We start from the raw sequence: 19,059 nt of genomic DNA, 5'->3' as shown, positions 1-19,059 counted from the left end.
GTAAGCTAACCTCCGAACACAACGACGAGGGGAGAAACTTTTATGACGGCAAAATACAGGATTGCAGTTGTCGGAGGCGGAAGCATTGCCGCTTCGCATCTGACGGCGATTAAGGAAATGGGCCAGGCGGAGGCTTGCGCCGTAGCCGATATTGCGGAGGAACGAGCGGAGCAGTTGGCCGTCGCTTACAACATTACGCCATATATCGATTACAAAGAGATGATTAAAACCGAGCGGCCGCATATCGCGATTATTACGCTGCCGCATTATTTGCACAAGGAAGCGGCGATTTTTGCGGCGGAGCAAGGCTGCCATATTTTGCTGGAGAAGCCCATGGCGATGAACGTGCAGGAGTGCGACGAAATCGAACGGGCCGTCAGAACGGCAGGCGTCAAATTGATGGTTGGGCACACGCAGCATTATTCCGCCGAAAACGTATTGGCCAAAAAAATATTGCAAAGCGGCGAACTCGGAAGACTAGTCATGATCAATGATCGCAGACATCTGCCTTACGACAAACCGCAGCGGCCGCAATGGTTTTTCGAACGCGCCAAAGCCGGCGGAGGCATTCTGACGAATCTGGGCTCCCATTCCATCGACAAGATTCAATGGCTGACGGGCGATACGATAACGAAGGTGCGGGCATCGGTCGATTACGGGCTGGGACGGGGGGATGTGGAAGGCGGGGGATTGGCGTATCTGGAAACCTCCGGCGGAATACCGGCCATCGTCTGCCAATCGGGATACCCGGGGGCTGCCATCGACGAGACGGAGCTGCTCTTTACGGGAGGAAGCCTTCGGCTTCGAACCGGCATTGGCGTTTGGATCAGTACGGGCGGCGCTTATTCGGAGGTTCATGCCGAGAGATTGCCGGGTCCGGCGCTTGCCATGCAGATCCTGGATCTGCTGCATGCCGTCGAAAGCGGCGAGGAGCCGGAATGTTCGATGACCTATTCGCGAAGCGTCGTTGCGGCCGTCGAAGGACTATACCGTTCTAGCGAGTTGCGCGCCGAGGTTCTCGTTCAAACCGTCGGCAACGAAGACCTTTCTCTGTAAAAGGAGACTCGCCATTAGCGTCGAGAAGCGGCAGGCGTATGCTGCTGTAAATATGGCGAATCTATCGAAATTCACAACTTCGCAACATTTAAGATCATTGTCGAAAATGCGAGTGCTCGCATAATTGCAAGGTTTCGCAAGCACTGGCGATTGTCCGCGAGGCAATTGACCCGCTATCGTTAACGGCATAGACACGTTATGCAGACCAGACAGGAGGATAAGGGATGGCGCAGTTCCTAACCAGATTCAATCGAAGCAAATACTTGCTCATACTCTTTTTGCCAGCGCTTGTGTACTACATCATGTTCAAGTACGTTCCGATGTTCGGCATTCTGATCTCTTTCAAAGATTACAACGCGTTTAAGGGCGTATGGGAAAGCGATTGGGTCGGCATCAAATATTACAAGCTGTTTTTCGAGAGTCCCGATTTTCTGAAGCTGCTTCGCAACACGATTCTGCTCGGCGTCTACAAGATCATCTTCGGATTCCCGGCGCCGATCATCCTTGCGCTTCTATTAAACGAAGTTAGAATTCAAGTCGTCAAACGCGTGGCGCAGTCCATCAGCTATTTGCCGCACTTCATCTCCAACGTCGTTGTCGTCAGCATGATGTTCCTGTTTTTGTCGCCGTCGAACGGAATCGTCAACCAGCTTGTAGAGTGGTTCGGTTACGAGTCGATCAACTTTATGCAGGATGATCATTACTTCCGTTCTCTGTATGTCCTCTCGGGAATATGGCAGCATATCGGCTGGGAGACGATCATCTATTTGGCCGCTTTAAGCGCGATCGATCCGCAGCTGTACGAAGCGGCGCGAGTGGACGGCGCGAACAGATGGCATCAGCTTCGGCATATTACGGTGCCCGGCATCAGCTCCGCCATCATTATTTTGTTCATTCTAAATATCGGGCAAGTGCTCGACATCGGATTCGAGAAAGTATTGCTGATGTTAAATCCATCTATCTACAACACGGCGGATGTGCTGAGCACCTACGTGTACCGTACGGGGATACAAGCCATGAATTACAGCTACGGAACGGCGATCGACTTGTTTACGAGCGTCGTTAACCTTGCCTTCATTCTCAGCGCCAACTGGATTAGCCGCAAAGTCAGCAACACGAGCTTATGGTAGGAAGGAGCGGGACTATGAAAATCAAATTTTCGGTATTCGATGTCATCATCTATTTTGTTATCTTCTGCGTAGCCTTATCCGCCTTGTACCCGTTCCTCTATATGATCGCCGTCTCGCTTAGCGGCACGGTGCCCGTATTAAGAGGCGAAGTGTTCCTGTGGCCGAAGGAATTCACGCTTAATACGTATGCTGTCGTATTCGACAATCCCGATATCGGCAAAGCCTATATCAATACCATCCTGTATACCGTGCTCGGCACAACGATTTCCTTGTTCGTTACGGCAGCTGGAGCCTATGCTCTCTCCAAAAAAACGATGCTGTTCCAGCGCCCCTTTATGATCATGATCGTCATTACGCTGTTCTTTAGCGGCGGGATGATTCCTACGTTTTTGGTGGTCAAAAGCTATAACTTGATCGACACGATCTGGGCCATGGTCATTCCTACGGCGGTTAGCTCCTGGAACTTTATCGTCATGCGCACTTTCTTCATGAACATGCCGCAGGAAGTAGAGGAATCGGGCAAAATCGACGGTTTGACGGACATTGGCATCTTCTTCCGCCTGGTGCTTCCGCTATCCAGCGCCATCATCGCGACGATCGGTCTGTTCTACGGCGTCGCCATCTGGAACAATTTTTTCTCCGCGCTGCTCTATCTGCGCGATGCCGATCTATTGCCGCTCCAGGTCATTATTCGCAACATGGTGCTTCAAGGCGCCGGCGGCGCAAACGGCGCGGGCAATATCGGCGGAGACAGCATGATCGTCGACGAAGCATTGAAGTACGCCACGATTATCGTGACGACGGTTCCCATCCTTTTGGTCTACCCGTTCCTCCAAAAGTATTTTGCAAAAGGAGCGCTAATCGGGTCGGTCAAAGGTTAATATAGAATCCATGGGAAGTAACACCAAGCAAGAGGGCAAGTCATTGTACACCAAATTAAGGGAGAGTGGGGCAAAGTATGAAGAAGAAATGGTCAACCGTAATGCTCGCAACCGTGCTGGGATCAAGTTTGGCGCTGGGCGCCTGTTCCGGCAACAACAATGGAGGCAATACGCCTGACGCTAGCGCGACGGCGAAGCCGAGCGACAGCGCCGGAGCGACAAGCGAGCCGCTTAAGCAATCGACGCTCACGTTTTTGAATTACAGCAATCCGAGCTGGCCGTACGACGAAAACTGGATGGTATGGGATATGATCAAGGAGAAGACGGGCGTTACGCTCGATATCCAGCTTCCATCCGGCAACCTGCTTGAGGATTCCATCAGCTTGGCGGTCGCGGGCGGCGAAATGCCGGATCTGATGTGGATCCAATCCAAAGCGGCGGCTGACAAGTTCGGCCAACAAGGCGCACTGGCCAACATTTTGGATTATGTCGATCAAATGCCTAATTTCAAAGCATTTATGGAGAAATATCCGCAAGAAGTGCAAAACTTTATTTCTGCGGACGGCAAGATGTACATGACGCCGAATCAAGGCATCGGCGATACGAACCGCCGCGTCTGGATGTATCGCGAAGATATCTTTAAGGAGAACGGGCTGCAAACGCCGCAAACATGGGACGAGCTGTACACGGTCCTGAAAACGCTCAAAGAGAAGTATCCGGACAGCTATCCGCTTACGTTCCGTAACGGACTTCGTTACTTCTACGACTTCGGCGCGGCCTTTAACGTCTCCGCCGACGTCGAGGTTTCCAAGGCGAGCGTGATCCATGATAACGCTTCAGGCGAATGGAAGTATGCGGCCATTCAAGAAGAGTACAAAAAAATGCTGGAGTACTTCAATAAGTTTTACAAAGATAATCTGATTCCGAAAGACTTCCTGACGATCGACACGAAGATGTGGCAGGATATCGTATCGACGGATCGCGCATTCGTCACGCTGGATTATATCGGACGGATCGACTTCTACAACAACGCGCTTCGTCCGGCCAACGCCGCGTTTAACATGAACTTTATGGCGCCGCCTGCAGGCTGGGAAGGCGGACCTCAGAAAAACGCGTATACGCAAACGAGCGAAGAAGGTTTTATGATCGCGTCGACGACGGACAAAATCGAAGATGCCGTGAAATTCATCGATTTCTTCTATTCCGAAGAAGGCAAACAACTGTCCAGCTGGGGCATAGAAGGCGAGACATCCTCGAACGGCGCGTTCATCGAGAAATACGCCGACGTTGCCGATATGCGCAAGAAAACCGGACTGTCTACGGACGGCACTTATGCTTGGTTCGATTACGACGCCCACATTTCCCTGTCGTCGCCGGAGCTGAAGGTTGCTTACGCGGAAGCGCCCAAATACGACAGCGATCCAAAAATCTCCATCTCCTTTACGCCGGAAGAGCAGCAAATTCTAAGCACGAAAGGCGATTCGCTTAACAGCAACCGAGATGAAAACTTCGCGAAGTTTATCATGGGCACGCGCAGCTTCGATGAGTGGGGCAGCTTCGTGGAAGAGCAAAAGAAGCTTGGCTACGAAGAGATCGTAGCTCTGTACAAGACGGCGCATGAACGTGCGCTTGCGGCCGTAAAGTAATATTTTGCAATGATTCGACAAGCCTCGTTAGCTTTAACGGGGCTTGTCTTCTGACAAACTGTCAAGCGAAAGGATGAGGATTAGTGGCATCATCACGGAGTATGAAACCGTTATCTTTCTTGCTTGTAATCACTTTGCTGCTAGGTTTAATAACATCTGCCAATCTGGCTATGCCGATCGCGGTTCAAGCGGCGGGAGGAATTCTGCTCGATCTGGATTTCCAAATGAACAATATGGACTCCAGCGCGCATAATACAGCCGGCGATACGACAAGCACCTCCGGTCTCGCGGTCCAAATCAATATCGATCCGGATTACGTCCACGAAGGGTCGGGTTCAAAAAAATGGATTTTGGCCATCCCGGATCAGGCTAACCCGGGGAGTCTGGTTCCGGGAAGCGCCATGATTTATTCCAAGGAGGACCTCAGCGTCGACTTGAACAGCTACGATATACTTTCGTTCTGGGCTTATTCGGTCAAACAGCGTACCGGCAATCAAACCGATAGACCGGTGGAAATTCGTTTCTATATGAAAGGCGACGCGTCGGCCTATTATTATTACAGACTGATGCTGGATTGGACGGGGTGGAAAAAAATCGAAATTCCGCTGGCCACGATAAAAATGCAGATTACGGGGGCCCCAAAACCGTTTGGTCCTCTTGATTATCTGCGATTTAATCCCATTGCGCTCGGCAGCACGACCAATGACCCCGAATTGGCGGTATATCTGGATGACTTCCGACTGACCGGAAGCGGCGAATTGTTCCCAGCCGTGGCGGACAAGCCTAGCGGCACCTATATGAACAAAGTGAAAGTGAATCTCGTCAGCGCGTCCACGCCGCCTGGCGCGAACCGCATTTACTACAAACGTTCAGGAGTAGACAACGACTTCCAACTGTATTCCGGCGCTCTGGAACTGACTCAAACAACGGAGTTGGTCGTCAAGTCCGTCATGAACGGCGTGAGCAGCGCCGAAACGACCTATACCTACACGGTTGATATCGATCCGAACTTCGTCGGCGAGGTCAAGGCAGCTCCCGAAGCGGGAACCTTCCCGCAAGTACAGAACGTTACATTGACGTCCGAATCGGAAGATGCGCAAATTTATTATAAATACGAAGGCGAGGAGGATTCCGCTTACCGGTTGTACAACGGCCCGATCGTGGTCGACGAGAACGCCGTGCTTGTGACAAAGGCGATGATCGGAAGCTACTCAAGCGAGCTGATGGCATATGCCTACACGATTGATCTGTCCAGTGCGGGCAGCACGCCGCTCGGCACCAATGAAAACTTTACGACGGGCTCTATCCGTTGGACGAATACGACCAACGCCGCTTCGCCGGCTGCCGGTCAATACTCCGGATATTGGGCGAATCCCGCGACTCCGATCGACATTGTCGGGCATGATGGGACAAACGCAGGGCATATTACCGAGCTTAACCAAATCCAGTGGCAGAATTACGATCAAATCGAGTTCTGGCTGTATTCGGAGAAGGCTTCCAACAAAAAAGTTTATTTCCTGCTATATGCCAACGATCCCGCAACGCCGAGCAACGAATATTTTATGACATCCTTTTTTGTCGATTGGAAAGGCTGGAAAAAAATCGAGCTGCCGTTCAACAAGTTTTTGAACTCAACGGGAACCGCGGAGATGAGCAAGATCAGCAAGCTGATCGTCCACCCGCAATGGTACGGTTCCGATCCCGCGCCGGATCCGACGGACAAGCTTTATTTTGACAATCTTGCCTTAGCCAAAAACGTGGTCGAGCCCTCCATCAAACAAATCAGCCAAAGCGCGCTCCCGGGCAGCGCTCTGCATTACAGCCTTTCCCTTAAAAACATAGGAGAGGCGAGCACGGCCTATAACTTGACGACAGAGTCCGGCTTCGGTACGGAATATCTGGTCACGTACGACAGCGTAACGGAAGTTGTCGAGGTAGGACGCGCAATTGACATCGAATTCGAAGTACAAGTACCGGCGGACGCTGATCCTGGCGAAACCAGGAAGGCGATTATTTCCGTTCAGCCTTCCGCAGGCGGCAAAGCGTTGAAGCTTGAGCTCAATGTCTCCGTAGGCTCGGAACGAATCGCGACGAAGCAGCATCCGTACATCATGACTACGAAGGAGCAACTGGAGGAATCCAGAGAGAAGATCGAGCATTACGACTGGGCAGCCGACTATCTTGAAGCCGTTAAGGCGAAAGCGGATGTTTGGCTGGAGAAGGAAATCTATTATCCGACTCAGCCGGCAGGGCAGACCACCTGGTTCGTCTGCGGCGACACGACTTTGACGTACAACTACGATTCGCCTAACAGACATCTATGTCCCGCCACCAATGAATACGTAACGGGCGATCAGGTTGATGCAGGCTGGCGATTTACGACTCACACGCTGAATACGGAAGCGGCGCGAAATCTCGCCATTGTGTATGCGTTGACAGGCGAAGAGAAATATGCCGACAAAGCGAAGGAAATTCTGGTCCGTTATTCCGAGCTGTATCCAAGTTATCCCGTGCAGCCGCAATACGGCAAGCTGTTTTTCCAGACGCTGGACGAAGCGGTTCAGATGATCCAGCTCGTGCAAGCTTATGATCTCATCAAGCCAAGCGGAGTGCTTGACGTTGCAGAGTCATATGGCATCGAACAAAACTTGTTCGCGGCATCGGCGAAGACGTTGCAAGGTTACGATGTCGGCAAGTCCAACTGGCAAACCTGGCATAACGCCGCGATTGGAGCCATCGGCGCCGTGCTGGAGGACAAGACGCTTATGGACTTCTCCGTCCTGGGGCGAAGCGGCTTCGATTATCAAATGACGAACAGCGTATTGTCCGACGGTTTCTGGTACGAAGGAGCCATCGGCTATCACTTTTACGCCCAGATGGCTTTATTGCTTCATGCGCAATCCCTTAAGGAGATGGGCTACGATCTGTTCGGCAACGCGAACTTCAAGAAGACGTTCGACGTTACGCTTCAGTATGCCTATCCCGACCTTGGCATCATCAACAGCAACGATTCCGGCAAATATCCGACAAATCTGGGCGCTCCCGGCCGAGTCGTGCCGATGGATTACGAAGCTGTGTATGCCGAATACAATGATTCTTCTTATGCGGCTTTGCTGAATACGCTGTATATCGACAAGGAGAGACCGCCCGGCGGTTATGTTGTTCCGAACAATTCCTCCAGCGGAATCGTCGGCGAGCAGGCGGTGTTTTACGGCAAGACGGATATCGCGTCAGGGGGAAGCTTGCCTTCCGAAAGCTTGAATTTCGAAGGTTTGGGCCATTCCGTCATTCGCGTAGGCGAGGGCAACGACCAGTTGTTCGCTTTGGTCGACTACGGTCTGCACGGCGGATATCATGGACATCCGGACAAGCTGCATCTCGATATTTTCGGCAAAGGCGAGCGTCTGGCGCCCGATCTCGGCATCCCGCCTTACAGTAATTCCATGTACACTTCTTATTACAAAATGACCTTCTCCCATAATACCGTAGCCGTTGACGGGAAGACGCAAAATATTCCAACTGTCAATAATGTCGAAAGCTTCGAACCGACCAAGCTGTATCTCCCTTCGGAGAGCTTCGGTATCATGACGAATACATCGAGCAAAGCGTATGACAATATGAGCCAATACGAACGTACGGTTGCTGTCACCCCGGACTATATGATTGACTTGTTCGACGTGGCATCGGCAAGCGAACGCCAATTCGACTGGATCATGCGGGGAATCGGAAGCTTCGAGACGGACGGCGAGATGGAACCGATGACTGAAACGCTTGGCACGGAGGATGCTTATTCCTTTTTCCGCAACGGACAATCGGCGCAGGCAGACGGCATCTGGGAAGGGACATGGCGCACTCCGGCAGGCAACGGCTTGAAGCTGTTCAGCTTGACGAGCTCTGCGCATCAGCCGACTACGATGATTGTGGGCGAATCGCCGGGTCCAGGCAATGATACGGATGCTTATACGCCAACGGTCGTCAATCGCGTGAACGGGACGGAGGCCCGTTATGTATCGGTTCTGGAACCATTTAGCGGAGAGAGCAAGATCCAGTCAGTTCGTCGGCTGAACTCGAAGCCCATCGAACAGATTGAAGTGAAGCTGACGGATGGACGCACGAATCTGTTCCAATACGAGTTCGGAGAGCTTGAGCCGGGACAGCTTCAATATGTATTCCTTGAGGGCGCCGAACTGGACACATCGGATGTGAGTCCGCTTGCTTATATGGACAGTGCGACTCTTAATGTCACATTAAACAATGGAGTTGAGTTTGATCGCGGGACGTTTGTCGTCTATGCGCCTGGCGCTGAGCAGGTTCGTTGGAACGGCAAAACGACTCCGTTTACATCGAACAATGGGTACGTCATGATTCATGTCGAGACGGAGGAAGAGCCTGCAGCGACGCCGGAGCCGTCGCCATCGGAGTCGACAGGATCAACGCCGCCGCCAGCCAGCACGCCGAAACCTTCGGCTACTCCGAAACCTACTAACACGCCTAAACCTTCTGCAACTCAGGCTCCTACGCCGAAGCCGAGCGCTAAGCCGGGGGTGAATGACATTGGGGGGCATTGGGCAAACAAGCAGATTAATGAAGCAATCGAGCACGGCATCGCGCAAGGATTCGGGGACGGTACTTTCCGTCCGAATCAGTCCGTCACAAGAGAACAATTTATCGTGATGATCATGAATGCGCTCAGACCGAACGAAGAAGCTTCGGCTGCTCCACCATTCATGGATGGTGCTGATATATCATCGTGGGCAACGCGAGCTATTGCACTAGCGGATGAGATGGGATTAATGTCCGGCTACGAGGATGGAACGTTCCGTCCGAAAAACGAATTAACGCGGTCGCAGCTCGCCGTAATCCTTGCGAGAGCGCTTGGCCCCGACGCGCCTAATGCGGATTCGGCTTCCGGCTACGCCGACGAAGCGACTATTCCGGCATGGGCGAGACCCGCAGCTCGATTGCTTAAGGAATTGGGCATTATGAACGGCCGCACGGGCAACCTATTCGCGCCTTTGGATCAGGTGACGAGAGCGGAAGCAGTTACCGTTATTCTAAGACTGGTTCGTTATTTGGAGGAAGATGAATAATAGATCAAATATAGAGAGGACCTAAACTCCATTAATTTGAAAATCCCGGCACAATGTCTGTCCCAAGTGGGAGGGACGGTGCCGGGATTTTTATATAACTTAGTGGCCTAGTGTTCAATAGAGCTCTGAAGAAAATTTGCTTCAATTCGAAAGCGGAATTGACGAATCCATTAAATGAAGTTATTATAGATTCATTATATCTGCAATATAATCGGAAGGAGGATAACGTTGAAATACTCCAAAGCGACGAATTATGCGCTTCACAGCATGCTTTTTCTCGCCGTAGCCACGCCGGAGAAGCCCATAGGCGTCCAGCAGCTTGCGGAGAAGCAGAATGTCTCGCCAACCTATTTGTCCAAAATATTGACGAAGCTCGTCAAAGCCGGCATGATCGAATCCGCGTCCGGAGCGAGCGGGGGATACCGGCTCAAACGAAATTGGGAGAAAATATCGTTCCTCGATATCATCCATGCCATCGAAGGGACGACTTCGTTGTTCGAATGCAGCTTGGACCATGGCCCGGAATGCGTCATTCAGAAGGTGGTGCTGGCTGCGGAAGATCAAATGGAGCGTCGCTTGCGCGAACAGACCATATACGATTTGGCCCAGTCGATAAAAAACGTGCCTTAACGGACGTTTTTTTCTCGGCTCCGATCATAGACATAATAACTCTACAAAATCTCAATAAAAAAATGGAGGAATAATGATGAATACCTTTTTTGACGCATCCGTATGGGAGAAAGCCTGGAAGGAAGACCGTAATACCGCCATTAACAAAATGTTGAACGCAGGCATGGACCCGACACGCGTATTTGATAAAAGAGCGGTCGCATTCAATAAGGAAGTGTTTAGCGAAGGGGGGAAAAAACGTACCAATCGTATCCTGAGCTGGATTGAAGGCCAGAATGTGGACTTTAACGGCATGACTGTGCTGGATATTGGTGCCGCGTCCGGCGGATTCTCTGTTGCGTTCGCGGAGCGGGGAGCCCGCGTCACGGCCGTCGAGCCAAACGGTCCTCTGAGAGAGCTGCTGCAAAAGAATATTCAGGACTTGCCCGAAGGAAGCGTCGAAGTGATCGCCGAACCTTTCGAAGATATCGACCTGGAGGGCAAAGGCTGGCTAAATAAATTCGATCTCGTGTTCGTCTCCATGTGTCCAGTCATAACGGACTGGGATGGCGCGGAGAGGGTGCTGAGCTGCGCACGTGGATACTGTTATATCAGCATGCCGGCTGGACGAAGGGAGCATAGCCTTCTGGATGAAGTGCGAACACTAGTTACACAGGAGCCGATTCGTGATGAGATCATGGAGTTTGCCTATTTGCTGCACCTGCTTTATCTGAAGGGATATTCGTTCGAATCCATCCTTTCCCGTGAAGTCAAAACGACAAAAAGCGACCTTGAGATTGCCAATAAGGAGGTAATAAACTGGCTGAAAATTCACGGTCTGCCGGCAGACGAAAACAGCCTATCCATCATTACGGAATATATGCAGCAGACCTATCCGGATGGACAGGTGGAATACCAGGAGGGCGGACGATTCGGGAAGGTACTCATCCGACTCCAGGATCAAAACATGTATACGCGAAAGCCTCGTCAAGCTTAAGCGATTAGCAGCTAAAAACATCATAAGGTCCTTGAGCATGCATGTTGCTCAAGGACCTTTTTGCGTACCAAGGCGGATTCGCGATTTTTATATTTTTTTTATATCACGGCGTTATTTCTTTACCCCCTTTTTACCCGAACCCGTTCTAAGATGAAAGTGTGAATCCGGACTTCATGAAATGCCGCAGCTTCAGCTTTTGGGCCTGAAGCAAACAGAGGAGAAAACGAACATGAACAAACACGAAAATGTCATATTAGTATCGGCTCCTAACCTGAGGGGAGAACAGTTCGTTAGAGCTCTTCTCCATAGGCATATCCCTTTTGCAGCGATCGTCAACAATGAGCAGGAATACGAACGGCTGCTGGGATTAGGCGTTGAAACTATTATAGCGGTGGACACGTCGGACGAAGGAGTCTGGCCGGCGGCCCCCGATATCGGCATAGGCCGAGTGTATTTGTTCGAACGAAGCTTGAATCAAATCTGCCGCTATCTCTTGATCTGCAGGAAGTGGAGCAACAATCCCATCTATGTCATTACGGAACAGGTGAGGCCCAAGCTGATGTACCGAGGTCTAGGCGCCAACTACGTTATTTATGCAAGCGGCCAGGATTCCAACTTCTTAATAACGGACGAGATGACGGATCATGAATCAACGGGAGAGGATGACACTAAATGATGGATGTGTATATGGCTGCGACGCTGGCTGCCGCGTTTGTCTTATTTTACGGATTCGCGGCATGGTGCGGGCATGTCATTGAAGATAAAGGAGAGGATTCCCGGTGACCTTGCTGCTGATCTGTGCCCTGCTCGTTTTTGTTTATTTGGTATACGCGCTGATCCATCCGGAGAAATTCTGACCGACCCAAATCGTACCCGAAGGAGGCTGCCTCATGGGCATAGTACAAATCGCCATCGTCTTGATCGTGCTTATTCTGCTGGTCAAGCCGATAGGCACTTACGTTTATCACGTGTTCTCGAATAAGCGGAACCGGAGCGATGCCGTTTTCGGACCGTTCGAAAACTTGTTGTTCAAACTTATTGGCTTAAAATCGTTTGCAGGCATGACATGGAAGGCCTATGCCTTAAGCGTCTTGCTTACAAACGTTGTATTAGTAGGCATAGGTTACATCGTTCTTAGAACGCAGAATCTGCTGCCGGTCAATCCGAGCGGAATCGACGGCATGGAGGAAACGCTCGCGTTCAATACCATCATCAGCTTCGTCACGAATACGAATCTGCAGCATTACAGCGGCGAGACGGGACTCAGTTATTTTTCCCAGATGGCCGTCATTATGATGATGATGTTTACGTCGGCGGCAACGGGCTTCTCCGTGGCGATCGCATTCATTCGCGGGTTAACGAGCAGGGGAACGACAATCGGGAACTTCTTCCAGGATTTCGTCAAGGCCCATACCCGTATCTTCATTCCCGCCGCTGTTCTCGTAACGCTTGTTCTTGTTGCGCTGCAGGTCCCGCAGACGCTTCAATCGACCATCAACGTTACCACGCTGGAAGGAGAGACACAATCCATCGCAATTGGACCCGTCGCTGCATTGGAAGCTATCAAGCATATCGGAACAAACGGCGGAGGTTTTTTCGGAGCCAACTCGTCCCATCCGTTTGAGAATCCAAGTCCGCTCACGAATGTCATCCAAATTTTATCCATGTGGCTATTGCCGGCTGCACTGCCGTATGCATACGGACTGTTCGCCGGGAATCGCAAGCAGGGCTGGGTCGTGTTCAGCGCCATGATGACGCTGTTCCTCCTATTCCTTACAACTGTATATATAGCGGAGACGCGAGGCAACCCGGTCATCAACGAGTTAGGCATCGACGCCTCGCAAGGCAGCATGGAGGGCAAGGAAGTGCGATTCGGCATTCCGCAATCCGCCTTGTTCACGGCCGTTACGACTGCCGCTACGACAGGTACGGTCAACAATATGCATGACACGCTGACTCCGATCGGCGGACTTGTGCCGCTGGCCGAGATGATGTTGAACGTCGTGTTCGGGGGCAAGGGCGTCGGCATCGTGAACATGCTGATGTACGCCATTCTCGGCGTGTTTTTGGCAGGGTTAATGGTGGGGCGAACGCCGGAATTTCTCGGAAGAAAGATCGAGCCCAAGGAGATGAAGCTGATCGCAATCGTCATACTCGTGCATCCGCTCATTATATTGGGACCGACGGCCCTCTCGTTTCTGACCCAGCTTGGTCAAGGGTCGATCACGAATCCGGGCTTCCACGGCATAACGCAGGTTCTGTACGAGTTCGCTTCATCCGCCGCCAATAACGGGTCCGGCTTCGAGGGCCTCGCCGACAATACGCCGTTCTGGAACATCTCTACCGGGATCGTCATGCTGCTGGGAAGGTATGTCACCATGATCGCGATGCTTGCCGTAGCCGGTTCTTTGGCCGCCAAGCAATGGGTACCCGAGACGATCGGGACGTTCCGTACGGATAACGGGCTGTTCGCAGCCATACTGATTGGCACGGTTATTATCATCGGAGCGCTCACGTTCCTGCCAGCGGTCGTTCTGGGACCGATCGCGGAACAGCTGACGCTTCGTTAATGCGAAAAATGAGGTGACGAAAAGAATGAATGAGCAACGCAAAGCGCTGTTGACGCCTGCAATCGTGAAGAACGCCGCGATCGACAGCTTCAAGAAATTAAATCCCATGTCCATGATCAAGAATCCCGTCATGTTTGTCGTGGAGGCCGGAACATTTGTCGTCCTGATGATGACGATCTTTCCCGACTACTTCGAAGCAAGGGGACAATTCGGATTTAATCTAACCGTCTTCCTGATCCTTCTGTTTACCCTGCTGTTCGCGAACTTCGCCGAAGCGCTCGCCGAAGGGCGGGGCAAGGCGCAAGCCGATACGCTCAAGAAGTCGAAGGGAGAGATGATGGCAAACAAAATCGTCGGAAGCGGGATAAAGGTCGTTCCTTCCACGGAACTGCGCAAAGGGGATGTGGTCGTGGTCGCTTCGGGAGAATGGATCCCGGGCGACGGAGAAATCGTCGAGGGGCTGGCCTCCGTCGATGAATCCGCGATTACGGGCGAATCGGCTCCCGTCATTAAGGAAGCCGGAGGCGACTTCAGCTCGGTGACGGGAGGAACGCGCGTCGTGAGCGACCGGATCATGGTGCGGATTACGAGCGACCCCGGGGAATCGTTTATCGATCGTATGATTTCGTTGGTCGAAGGAGCGAAACGCCAAAAAACGCCGAACGAGCTGGCGTTGAACACGCTGTTGACAAGCCTGACGCTAATCTTTTTTATCGTGATCGTTACGCTTCCGCCAATCGCCAGTTATGCGGGAGTCGACCTGGAAGTGCCGGTCCTAATCGCGCTGCTTGTATGCTTGATCCCGACGACGATCGGCGGGTTGCTTTCGGCAATCGGCATCGCCGGCATGGACCGCGTGACGCAATTTAATGTGATTGCGACATCCGGCAAGGCCGTGGAAGCTGCCGGCGACATTAATACGATGATTCTGGACAAAACGGGAACCATTACGTACGGGAATCGGATGGCAAGCGCCCTTATTCCCGTGGGAGATGCAACGGAGAGCGAACTGGCCGGTTGGGCAGCGATCAGCTCGCTGCTGGACGAGACGCCGGAGGGACGTTCCGTGCTTGAATACATGAGAAACACAGGAGGGCAATATTCGGCCGAGCTTGGTGAAGGCGCCGCGTTCATTCCTTTTCAAGCGGAGACCCGGATGAGCGGCATGAACTTGGCGGACGGCCGCAAGGTTCGCAAAGGCGCTGTTGATTCCGTAAAGAAATGGGTAACGGCTTTGGGCGGCAACATTCCTAAGGATCTGGAAGAGAAAGGGAATGCTATTGCGTCCAAAGGGGGAACGCCTCTGGCGGTAGCCGTCGACGGTCGCGTGTACGGACTCATTTATTTAAAGGATACGGTTAAGCCGGGTATGCGCGAGAGGTTCGAGCAGCTGCGGCAGATGGGCATCAAGACGATCATGTGCACAGGCGACAATCCGCTGACGGCGGCCACGATCGCATTGGAAGCGGGAGTGGACGATTTTATCGCGGAAAGCACGCCCGAGGACAAAATCGCCGTTATTCGCAGAGAACAGGAGCAGGGCAAGCTCGTCGCGATGACCGGAGACGGCACGAACGACGCGCCGGCGCTTGCGCAAGCCGACGTCGGACTGGCAATGAACAGTGGGACTGCCGCCGCCAAGGAAGCGGCCAACATGGTGGATCTGGATTCCGATCCTTCCAAGCTCATTGAGGTGGTGGCGATCGGCAAGGGGCTGCTCATGACGCGCGGAGCATTGACGACGTTTAGCATCGCGAACGACATTGCCAAATATTTTGCAATTATCCCGGCGATGTTCATGCTTGCGATTCCCGAGATGGGCGTGCTTAACGTCATGAATCTGGGATCTCCCGCATCCGCGATCTTGTCGGCGCTGTTATTTAATGCCCTTATTATTCCTCTGTTAATCCCGCTCGCCATGCGCGGCGTCCGTTATCAACCGTTGAGCGCTTCGAGGCTGCTTGGCCGCAATATGTTTCTCTATGGGCTCGGAGGCGTCATCGTGCCGTTTATAGGCATCAAGGCAATCGATATGATCGTACAACTTTGGGTGTAAGAGGTAGTTCAAAAAGGAAGGAGACGCGACTAATGACAAATCATACGGATCCAATTCGTTCGGGGAAAACGTCCTTGCTTATCGCGATCCGAGCGGGCGTCACGTTTATTGTCTTGTGCGGATTGCTGTACCCGCTGCTATGCACGGGTCTTGCCGGGCTGCTCATGCCGAATCAGGCGGGCGGAAGCTTGCTGAAAAACGGGAACGGGGATGTCGTCGGGTCTGAGCTGATCGGACAGAGTTTTACAAACCCCGCTTACTTTCATGGCCGCGTATCCAGTATCGGCTATAAGGCGGATGCGTCGGGCTCGAACAACTACGCCCCTTCGAACCCTGATTTGCTGGAGCGAACTCTGGCGTCTATTGACGAATGGAAGCAGAACAATCCCGAAGTCCCGATCCAACAACTCCCGATCGCGCTAATTAGCAATTCGGGTTCCGGGCTTGACCCTCATATCACGCCTGAGTCAGCCTACGTGCAGGTTCCGCGAATAAGTAGCCTGACGAATCTGACGGAAGAGCAGCTTCGTTCGCTTGTCAAAGCGCATACGGAAGATCGCGATCTCGGCTTATTCGGCGAGCCGAGGGTCAATGTATTAAAGCTCAACATGGCGCTTCAAGAGATGATCTCCCGTTCATGAATTCTTACAGACGCAAGACGCCTGAAGAAATATTGTCTACTATTGCCAAGCTGCGCAGAGGCAGATTGACGATCTTTATCGGCGCGGTAAGCGGCTCGGGCAAAACCTATCACATGCTGCGGGAAGGGCAACGCCTGAAGCAGCAAGGCACGGACGTCGTGATCTGCGCGGTCTCGACCATGGGGTGGCCCGAAACGATGGAGCAGTTGGGGACGCTGGAACGGGTGCCAAGCATTCATTGGCAGAAAGTCGATGTCCCGCAGAAGGATTTAAATATGGAGGCATTGATTGCCCGCAATCCCGAAATCGTACTGGTCGATGGACTGGCGCATCGGAATCGCAAAGAAGCCTCTAATCCAACCCGGTTGGAGGACATACGCGAATTGCTTGGCAGAGGGATCAGCGTAATGACGACCGTAAACGTCTACGAGTTGGAAGGCGTATCGCATGTAGCGCACAAGTTGACGGGAATACAAGGGGAGGCGACGGTGCCGGACGAGACGCTGGAATCCGCCGATGAAGTGAGACTGATCGACGTCACGCCGGAGACGATGCTGAAACGGATCGAAGAAGGCAATCTGACCGGCGTCCGATCAGCATCCATGCTGGCAAGAGGCAATCTCGGCGTGTTGCGGGAGCTTGCGCTGCGGCAGATGGCCGAAGAGGTCAACGAATCCTTGGAGAAGCACCGGGGAGAGTTGGGACTGACCGGTCCATCGGGAGCCAGCGAGAGGATTCTCGTATCCGCTCAATATCACTGGAACGGGTCTATTTATGTCCGCCGCGGCCAGCAGATCGCCAAGCGATTGAATGGAGATCTGCATGTCGTTTCGTTTGCAAAAAGCAGCTCTGCGCTAAACAAGGAAGAGACCATGTTCAAGGACTCCATAAAGAAATTAACTTCGAAGATCGGCGCCACCTTTACAGAGCTGCCGTACCCCGGCAGGCGCCGCATCCCCGGCGCGCTTGTCCAATACGCGATAAACAATGGCGTAACGCGAATCGTCATGGGACATTCCAAACACGATCCGTGGAAGGAATGGCGGCAAGGTTCTATCGTGAACGGATTGCTGGATAAGATCTGTAGTACGGATGTCTTTTTTGTGGCAGACAGGTCGGATCAAGAAGGCGAACGTATTATGCCGGCAAAGTCTAACCGGGTAGCGGAACGCTCCGAGTCTTATAAACGATTGAACGAACAAGAGAGGGATCGACGAATCGATCGGATAAGTCGAGGGTCGTTCAAAGTATATATTGGCGCCGCCCCCGGCGTTGGCAAAACCTATACGATGCTGAGAGAAGGCAATGTTCTTTTACGCAAAGGAGTTCAAATTGTAATTGGACTGCTGGAAACGCATGGACGGCAAGAGACCGTCTCTCAAATAGGCGAGCTTCCCGTGGTGCCGCAAGCCGTCATCGATTACAGGGGGACGCAGCTCAGGGAAATGGACGTTCCGGCTATTTTGGAGGGAAATCCGGAGGTGGTGCTGGTCGATGAGCTGGCTCATACGAATGTGCCGGGAAGCAAAAACAAAAAACGGTACGAGGATGTATTGGAGCTGCTGGACGCTGGCATTAACGTCATCTCCACTATGAATGTCCAGCACTTGGAGAGTTTAAATGATGCCGTAGAGCAAATAACCGGCATTCGGGTGAGAGAGACCGTGCCGGATTGGATGCTGGGCATTGCCGACGAAGTCGAATTGATCGACGTCTCGCCCGACCGGCTGCGGCAACGGATGCGCGAAGGCCGGATCTACGCGCCGGACAAGATCGAACAGGCGTTAGGCCGGTTTTTCTCGAAAGGCAATCTGATCGCGCTTCGCGAGCTTGCTTTAAGGGAAATCGCGGACGATGTCGACGAACGGCTGGAAGCGTGGGATCGGAAGGAATATTTGCGGGGACCATGGCGAAGGCGGGAGAGAATCTTCGTAGCGGTTACGCTCGGTTCGGGCGCGGAACGGCTCGTTAGGCGGGGCTTCCGCATCGCGCATCGGCTGAAGGCGGTATGGCATGTCGTCTATATCCACGCCAATTCTCGGCTTACGGAGGAAGAGCAGAAACGTGTCGACGAAATTTGTGCGTTTACAGCGAGGCTTGGAGGGCGTTTCGAATACGCTGTAACCGAGTCGAAATGCGATATTCCCCGCATCCTGTTAGATATGGCTTCAGCATATGAAACGACGCAGATGATCGTAGGACAGCCGTCCAGACGCTGGATGCCATTTTTGCAACGGGGCTCCGTCGTAAAGACCTTACTGGGCCGCGGGAGACATATGGATGTGCTTGTCGTAGCCGACTATGCACGGGAGGCGAAAACGAGATAAAAACTTCAATCGAAGTACTTCAGTTAGCGGAAAACATCTTCCGCCGCCGAGTTGCC

13 protein-coding genes are annotated in these 19,059 nt (G+C 52.5%); all 13 read left to right on the top strand.

Annotated elements, in window-relative coordinates; translation table 11 throughout:
- The first annotated feature begins 42 nt into the window (after positions 1–42).
- Positions 43–1,056 (top strand): Gfo/Idh/MocA family protein, encoded by a 1,014-nt coding sequence (locus tag B1748_RS14700; RefSeq protein ID WP_087568670.1) that lies wholly within the window; start codon positions 43–45, stop codon positions 1,054–1,056.
- 224 nt (positions 1,057–1,280) lie between these two features.
- Complete coding sequence (locus B1748_RS14695; RefSeq protein WP_087568669.1) at positions 1,281–2,186, top strand: ABC transporter permease; 906 nt, start codon at positions 1,281–1,283, stop codon at positions 2,184–2,186.
- Positions 2,187–2,200: 14 nt separating this feature from the next.
- Positions 2,201–3,067, top strand: coding sequence for a carbohydrate ABC transporter permease (locus tag B1748_RS14690; RefSeq protein ID WP_087568668.1), 867 nt, complete (start codon positions 2,201–2,203; stop codon positions 3,065–3,067).
- 77 nt (positions 3,068–3,144) lie between these two features.
- Positions 3,145–4,713, top strand: coding sequence for an extracellular solute-binding protein (locus tag B1748_RS14685; RefSeq protein ID WP_087568667.1), 1,569 nt, complete (start codon positions 3,145–3,147; stop codon positions 4,711–4,713).
- Between the two features lie 83 nt (positions 4,714–4,796).
- Positions 4,797–9,803 carry an S-layer homology domain-containing protein gene (locus B1748_RS14680; RefSeq protein ID WP_143810297.1) on the top strand — a complete coding sequence of 1,669 codons (5,007 nt, stop codon included), beginning with the start codon at positions 4,797–4,799 and terminating at the stop codon, positions 9,801–9,803.
- A 228-nt stretch (positions 9,804–10,031) separates the two neighbouring features.
- Entirely contained in the window at positions 10,032–10,433 is a 402-nt protein-coding gene (locus B1748_RS14675; protein ID WP_087568665.1) for an Rrf2 family transcriptional regulator, read from the top strand.
- A 73-nt stretch (positions 10,434–10,506) separates the two neighbouring features.
- Positions 10,507–11,409, top strand: coding sequence for a class I SAM-dependent methyltransferase (locus B1748_RS14670; protein ID WP_087568664.1), 903 nt, complete (start codon positions 10,507–10,509; stop codon positions 11,407–11,409).
- Between the two features lie 229 nt (positions 11,410–11,638).
- Complete coding sequence (locus B1748_RS14665; protein WP_087568663.1) at positions 11,639–12,085, top strand: SDR family oxidoreductase; 447 nt, start codon at positions 11,639–11,641, stop codon at positions 12,083–12,085.
- Positions 12,086–12,188: 103 nt separating this feature from the next.
- The gene (gene kdpF / locus B1748_RS38035; protein WP_087568739.1) at positions 12,189–12,266 is read left to right on the top strand and encodes a K(+)-transporting ATPase subunit F; all 78 of its coding nucleotides are present in this window, start codon (positions 12,189–12,191) and stop codon (positions 12,264–12,266) included.
- A gap of 33 nt (positions 12,267–12,299) precedes the next feature.
- Complete coding sequence (kdpA, locus tag B1748_RS14655; protein ID WP_087568662.1) at positions 12,300–13,979, top strand: potassium-transporting ATPase subunit KdpA; 1,680 nt, start codon at positions 12,300–12,302, stop codon at positions 13,977–13,979.
- A gap of 25 nt (positions 13,980–14,004) precedes the next feature.
- Positions 14,005–16,035 carry a potassium-transporting ATPase subunit KdpB gene (gene kdpB / locus B1748_RS14650; RefSeq protein ID WP_087568661.1) on the top strand — a complete coding sequence of 677 codons (2,031 nt, stop codon included), beginning with the start codon at positions 14,005–14,007 and terminating at the stop codon, positions 16,033–16,035.
- A gap of 32 nt (positions 16,036–16,067) precedes the next feature.
- On the top strand, positions 16,068–16,676 hold the full coding sequence (gene kdpC / locus B1748_RS14645) for a potassium-transporting ATPase subunit KdpC (protein WP_087568660.1): 609 nt from the start codon (positions 16,068–16,070) through the stop codon (positions 16,674–16,676).
- The gene (locus B1748_RS14640) at positions 16,673–19,003 is read left to right on the top strand and encodes a histidine kinase (RefSeq protein ID WP_087568659.1); all 2,331 of its coding nucleotides are present in this window, start codon (positions 16,673–16,675) and stop codon (positions 19,001–19,003) included. Before kdpC ends, B1748_RS14640 begins: the two co-directional genes overlap by 4 nt.
- Positions 19,004–19,059: the final 56 nt, after the last annotated feature.

Source organism: Paenibacillus sp. MY03, assembly GCF_002165585.1.
In the GTDB taxonomy this organism is placed as follows: Bacteria; Bacillota; Bacilli; order Paenibacillales; family Paenibacillaceae; genus Pristimantibacillus; species Pristimantibacillus agaridevorans.
Note: the sequence above shows the minus strand (reverse complement) of the source record. Positions and strands in the feature narration are given on the sequence as shown.

Bases quoted from the DNA above. Each gene is read 5' to 3' on its own strand.
- B1748_RS14700 (WP_087568670.1), top strand. From the start codon at position 43: ATGACGGCAAAATACAGGATTGCAGTTGTCGGAGGCGGAAGCATTGCC.
- B1748_RS14695 (WP_087568669.1), top strand. From the start codon at position 1,281: ATGGCGCAGTTCCTAACCAGATTCAATCGAAGCAAATACTTGCTCATA.
- B1748_RS14690 (WP_087568668.1), top strand. From the start codon at position 2,201: ATGAAAATCAAATTTTCGGTATTCGATGTCATCATCTATTTTGTTATC.
- B1748_RS14685 (WP_087568667.1), top strand. From the start codon at position 3,145: ATGAAGAAGAAATGGTCAACCGTAATGCTCGCAACCGTGCTGGGATCA.
- B1748_RS14670 (WP_087568664.1), top strand. From the start codon at position 10,507: ATGATGAATACCTTTTTTGACGCATCCGTATGGGAGAAAGCCTGGAAG.
- B1748_RS14665 (WP_087568663.1), top strand. From the start codon at position 11,639: ATGAACAAACACGAAAATGTCATATTAGTATCGGCTCCTAACCTGAGG.
- kdpA (WP_087568662.1), top strand. From the start codon at position 12,300: ATGGGCATAGTACAAATCGCCATCGTCTTGATCGTGCTTATTCTGCTG.
- kdpB (WP_087568661.1), top strand. From the start codon at position 14,005: ATGAATGAGCAACGCAAAGCGCTGTTGACGCCTGCAATCGTGAAGAAC.
- kdpC (WP_087568660.1), top strand. From the start codon at position 16,068: ATGACAAATCATACGGATCCAATTCGTTCGGGGAAAACGTCCTTGCTT.
- B1748_RS14640 (WP_087568659.1), top strand. From the start codon at position 16,673: ATGAATTCTTACAGACGCAAGACGCCTGAAGAAATATTGTCTACTATT.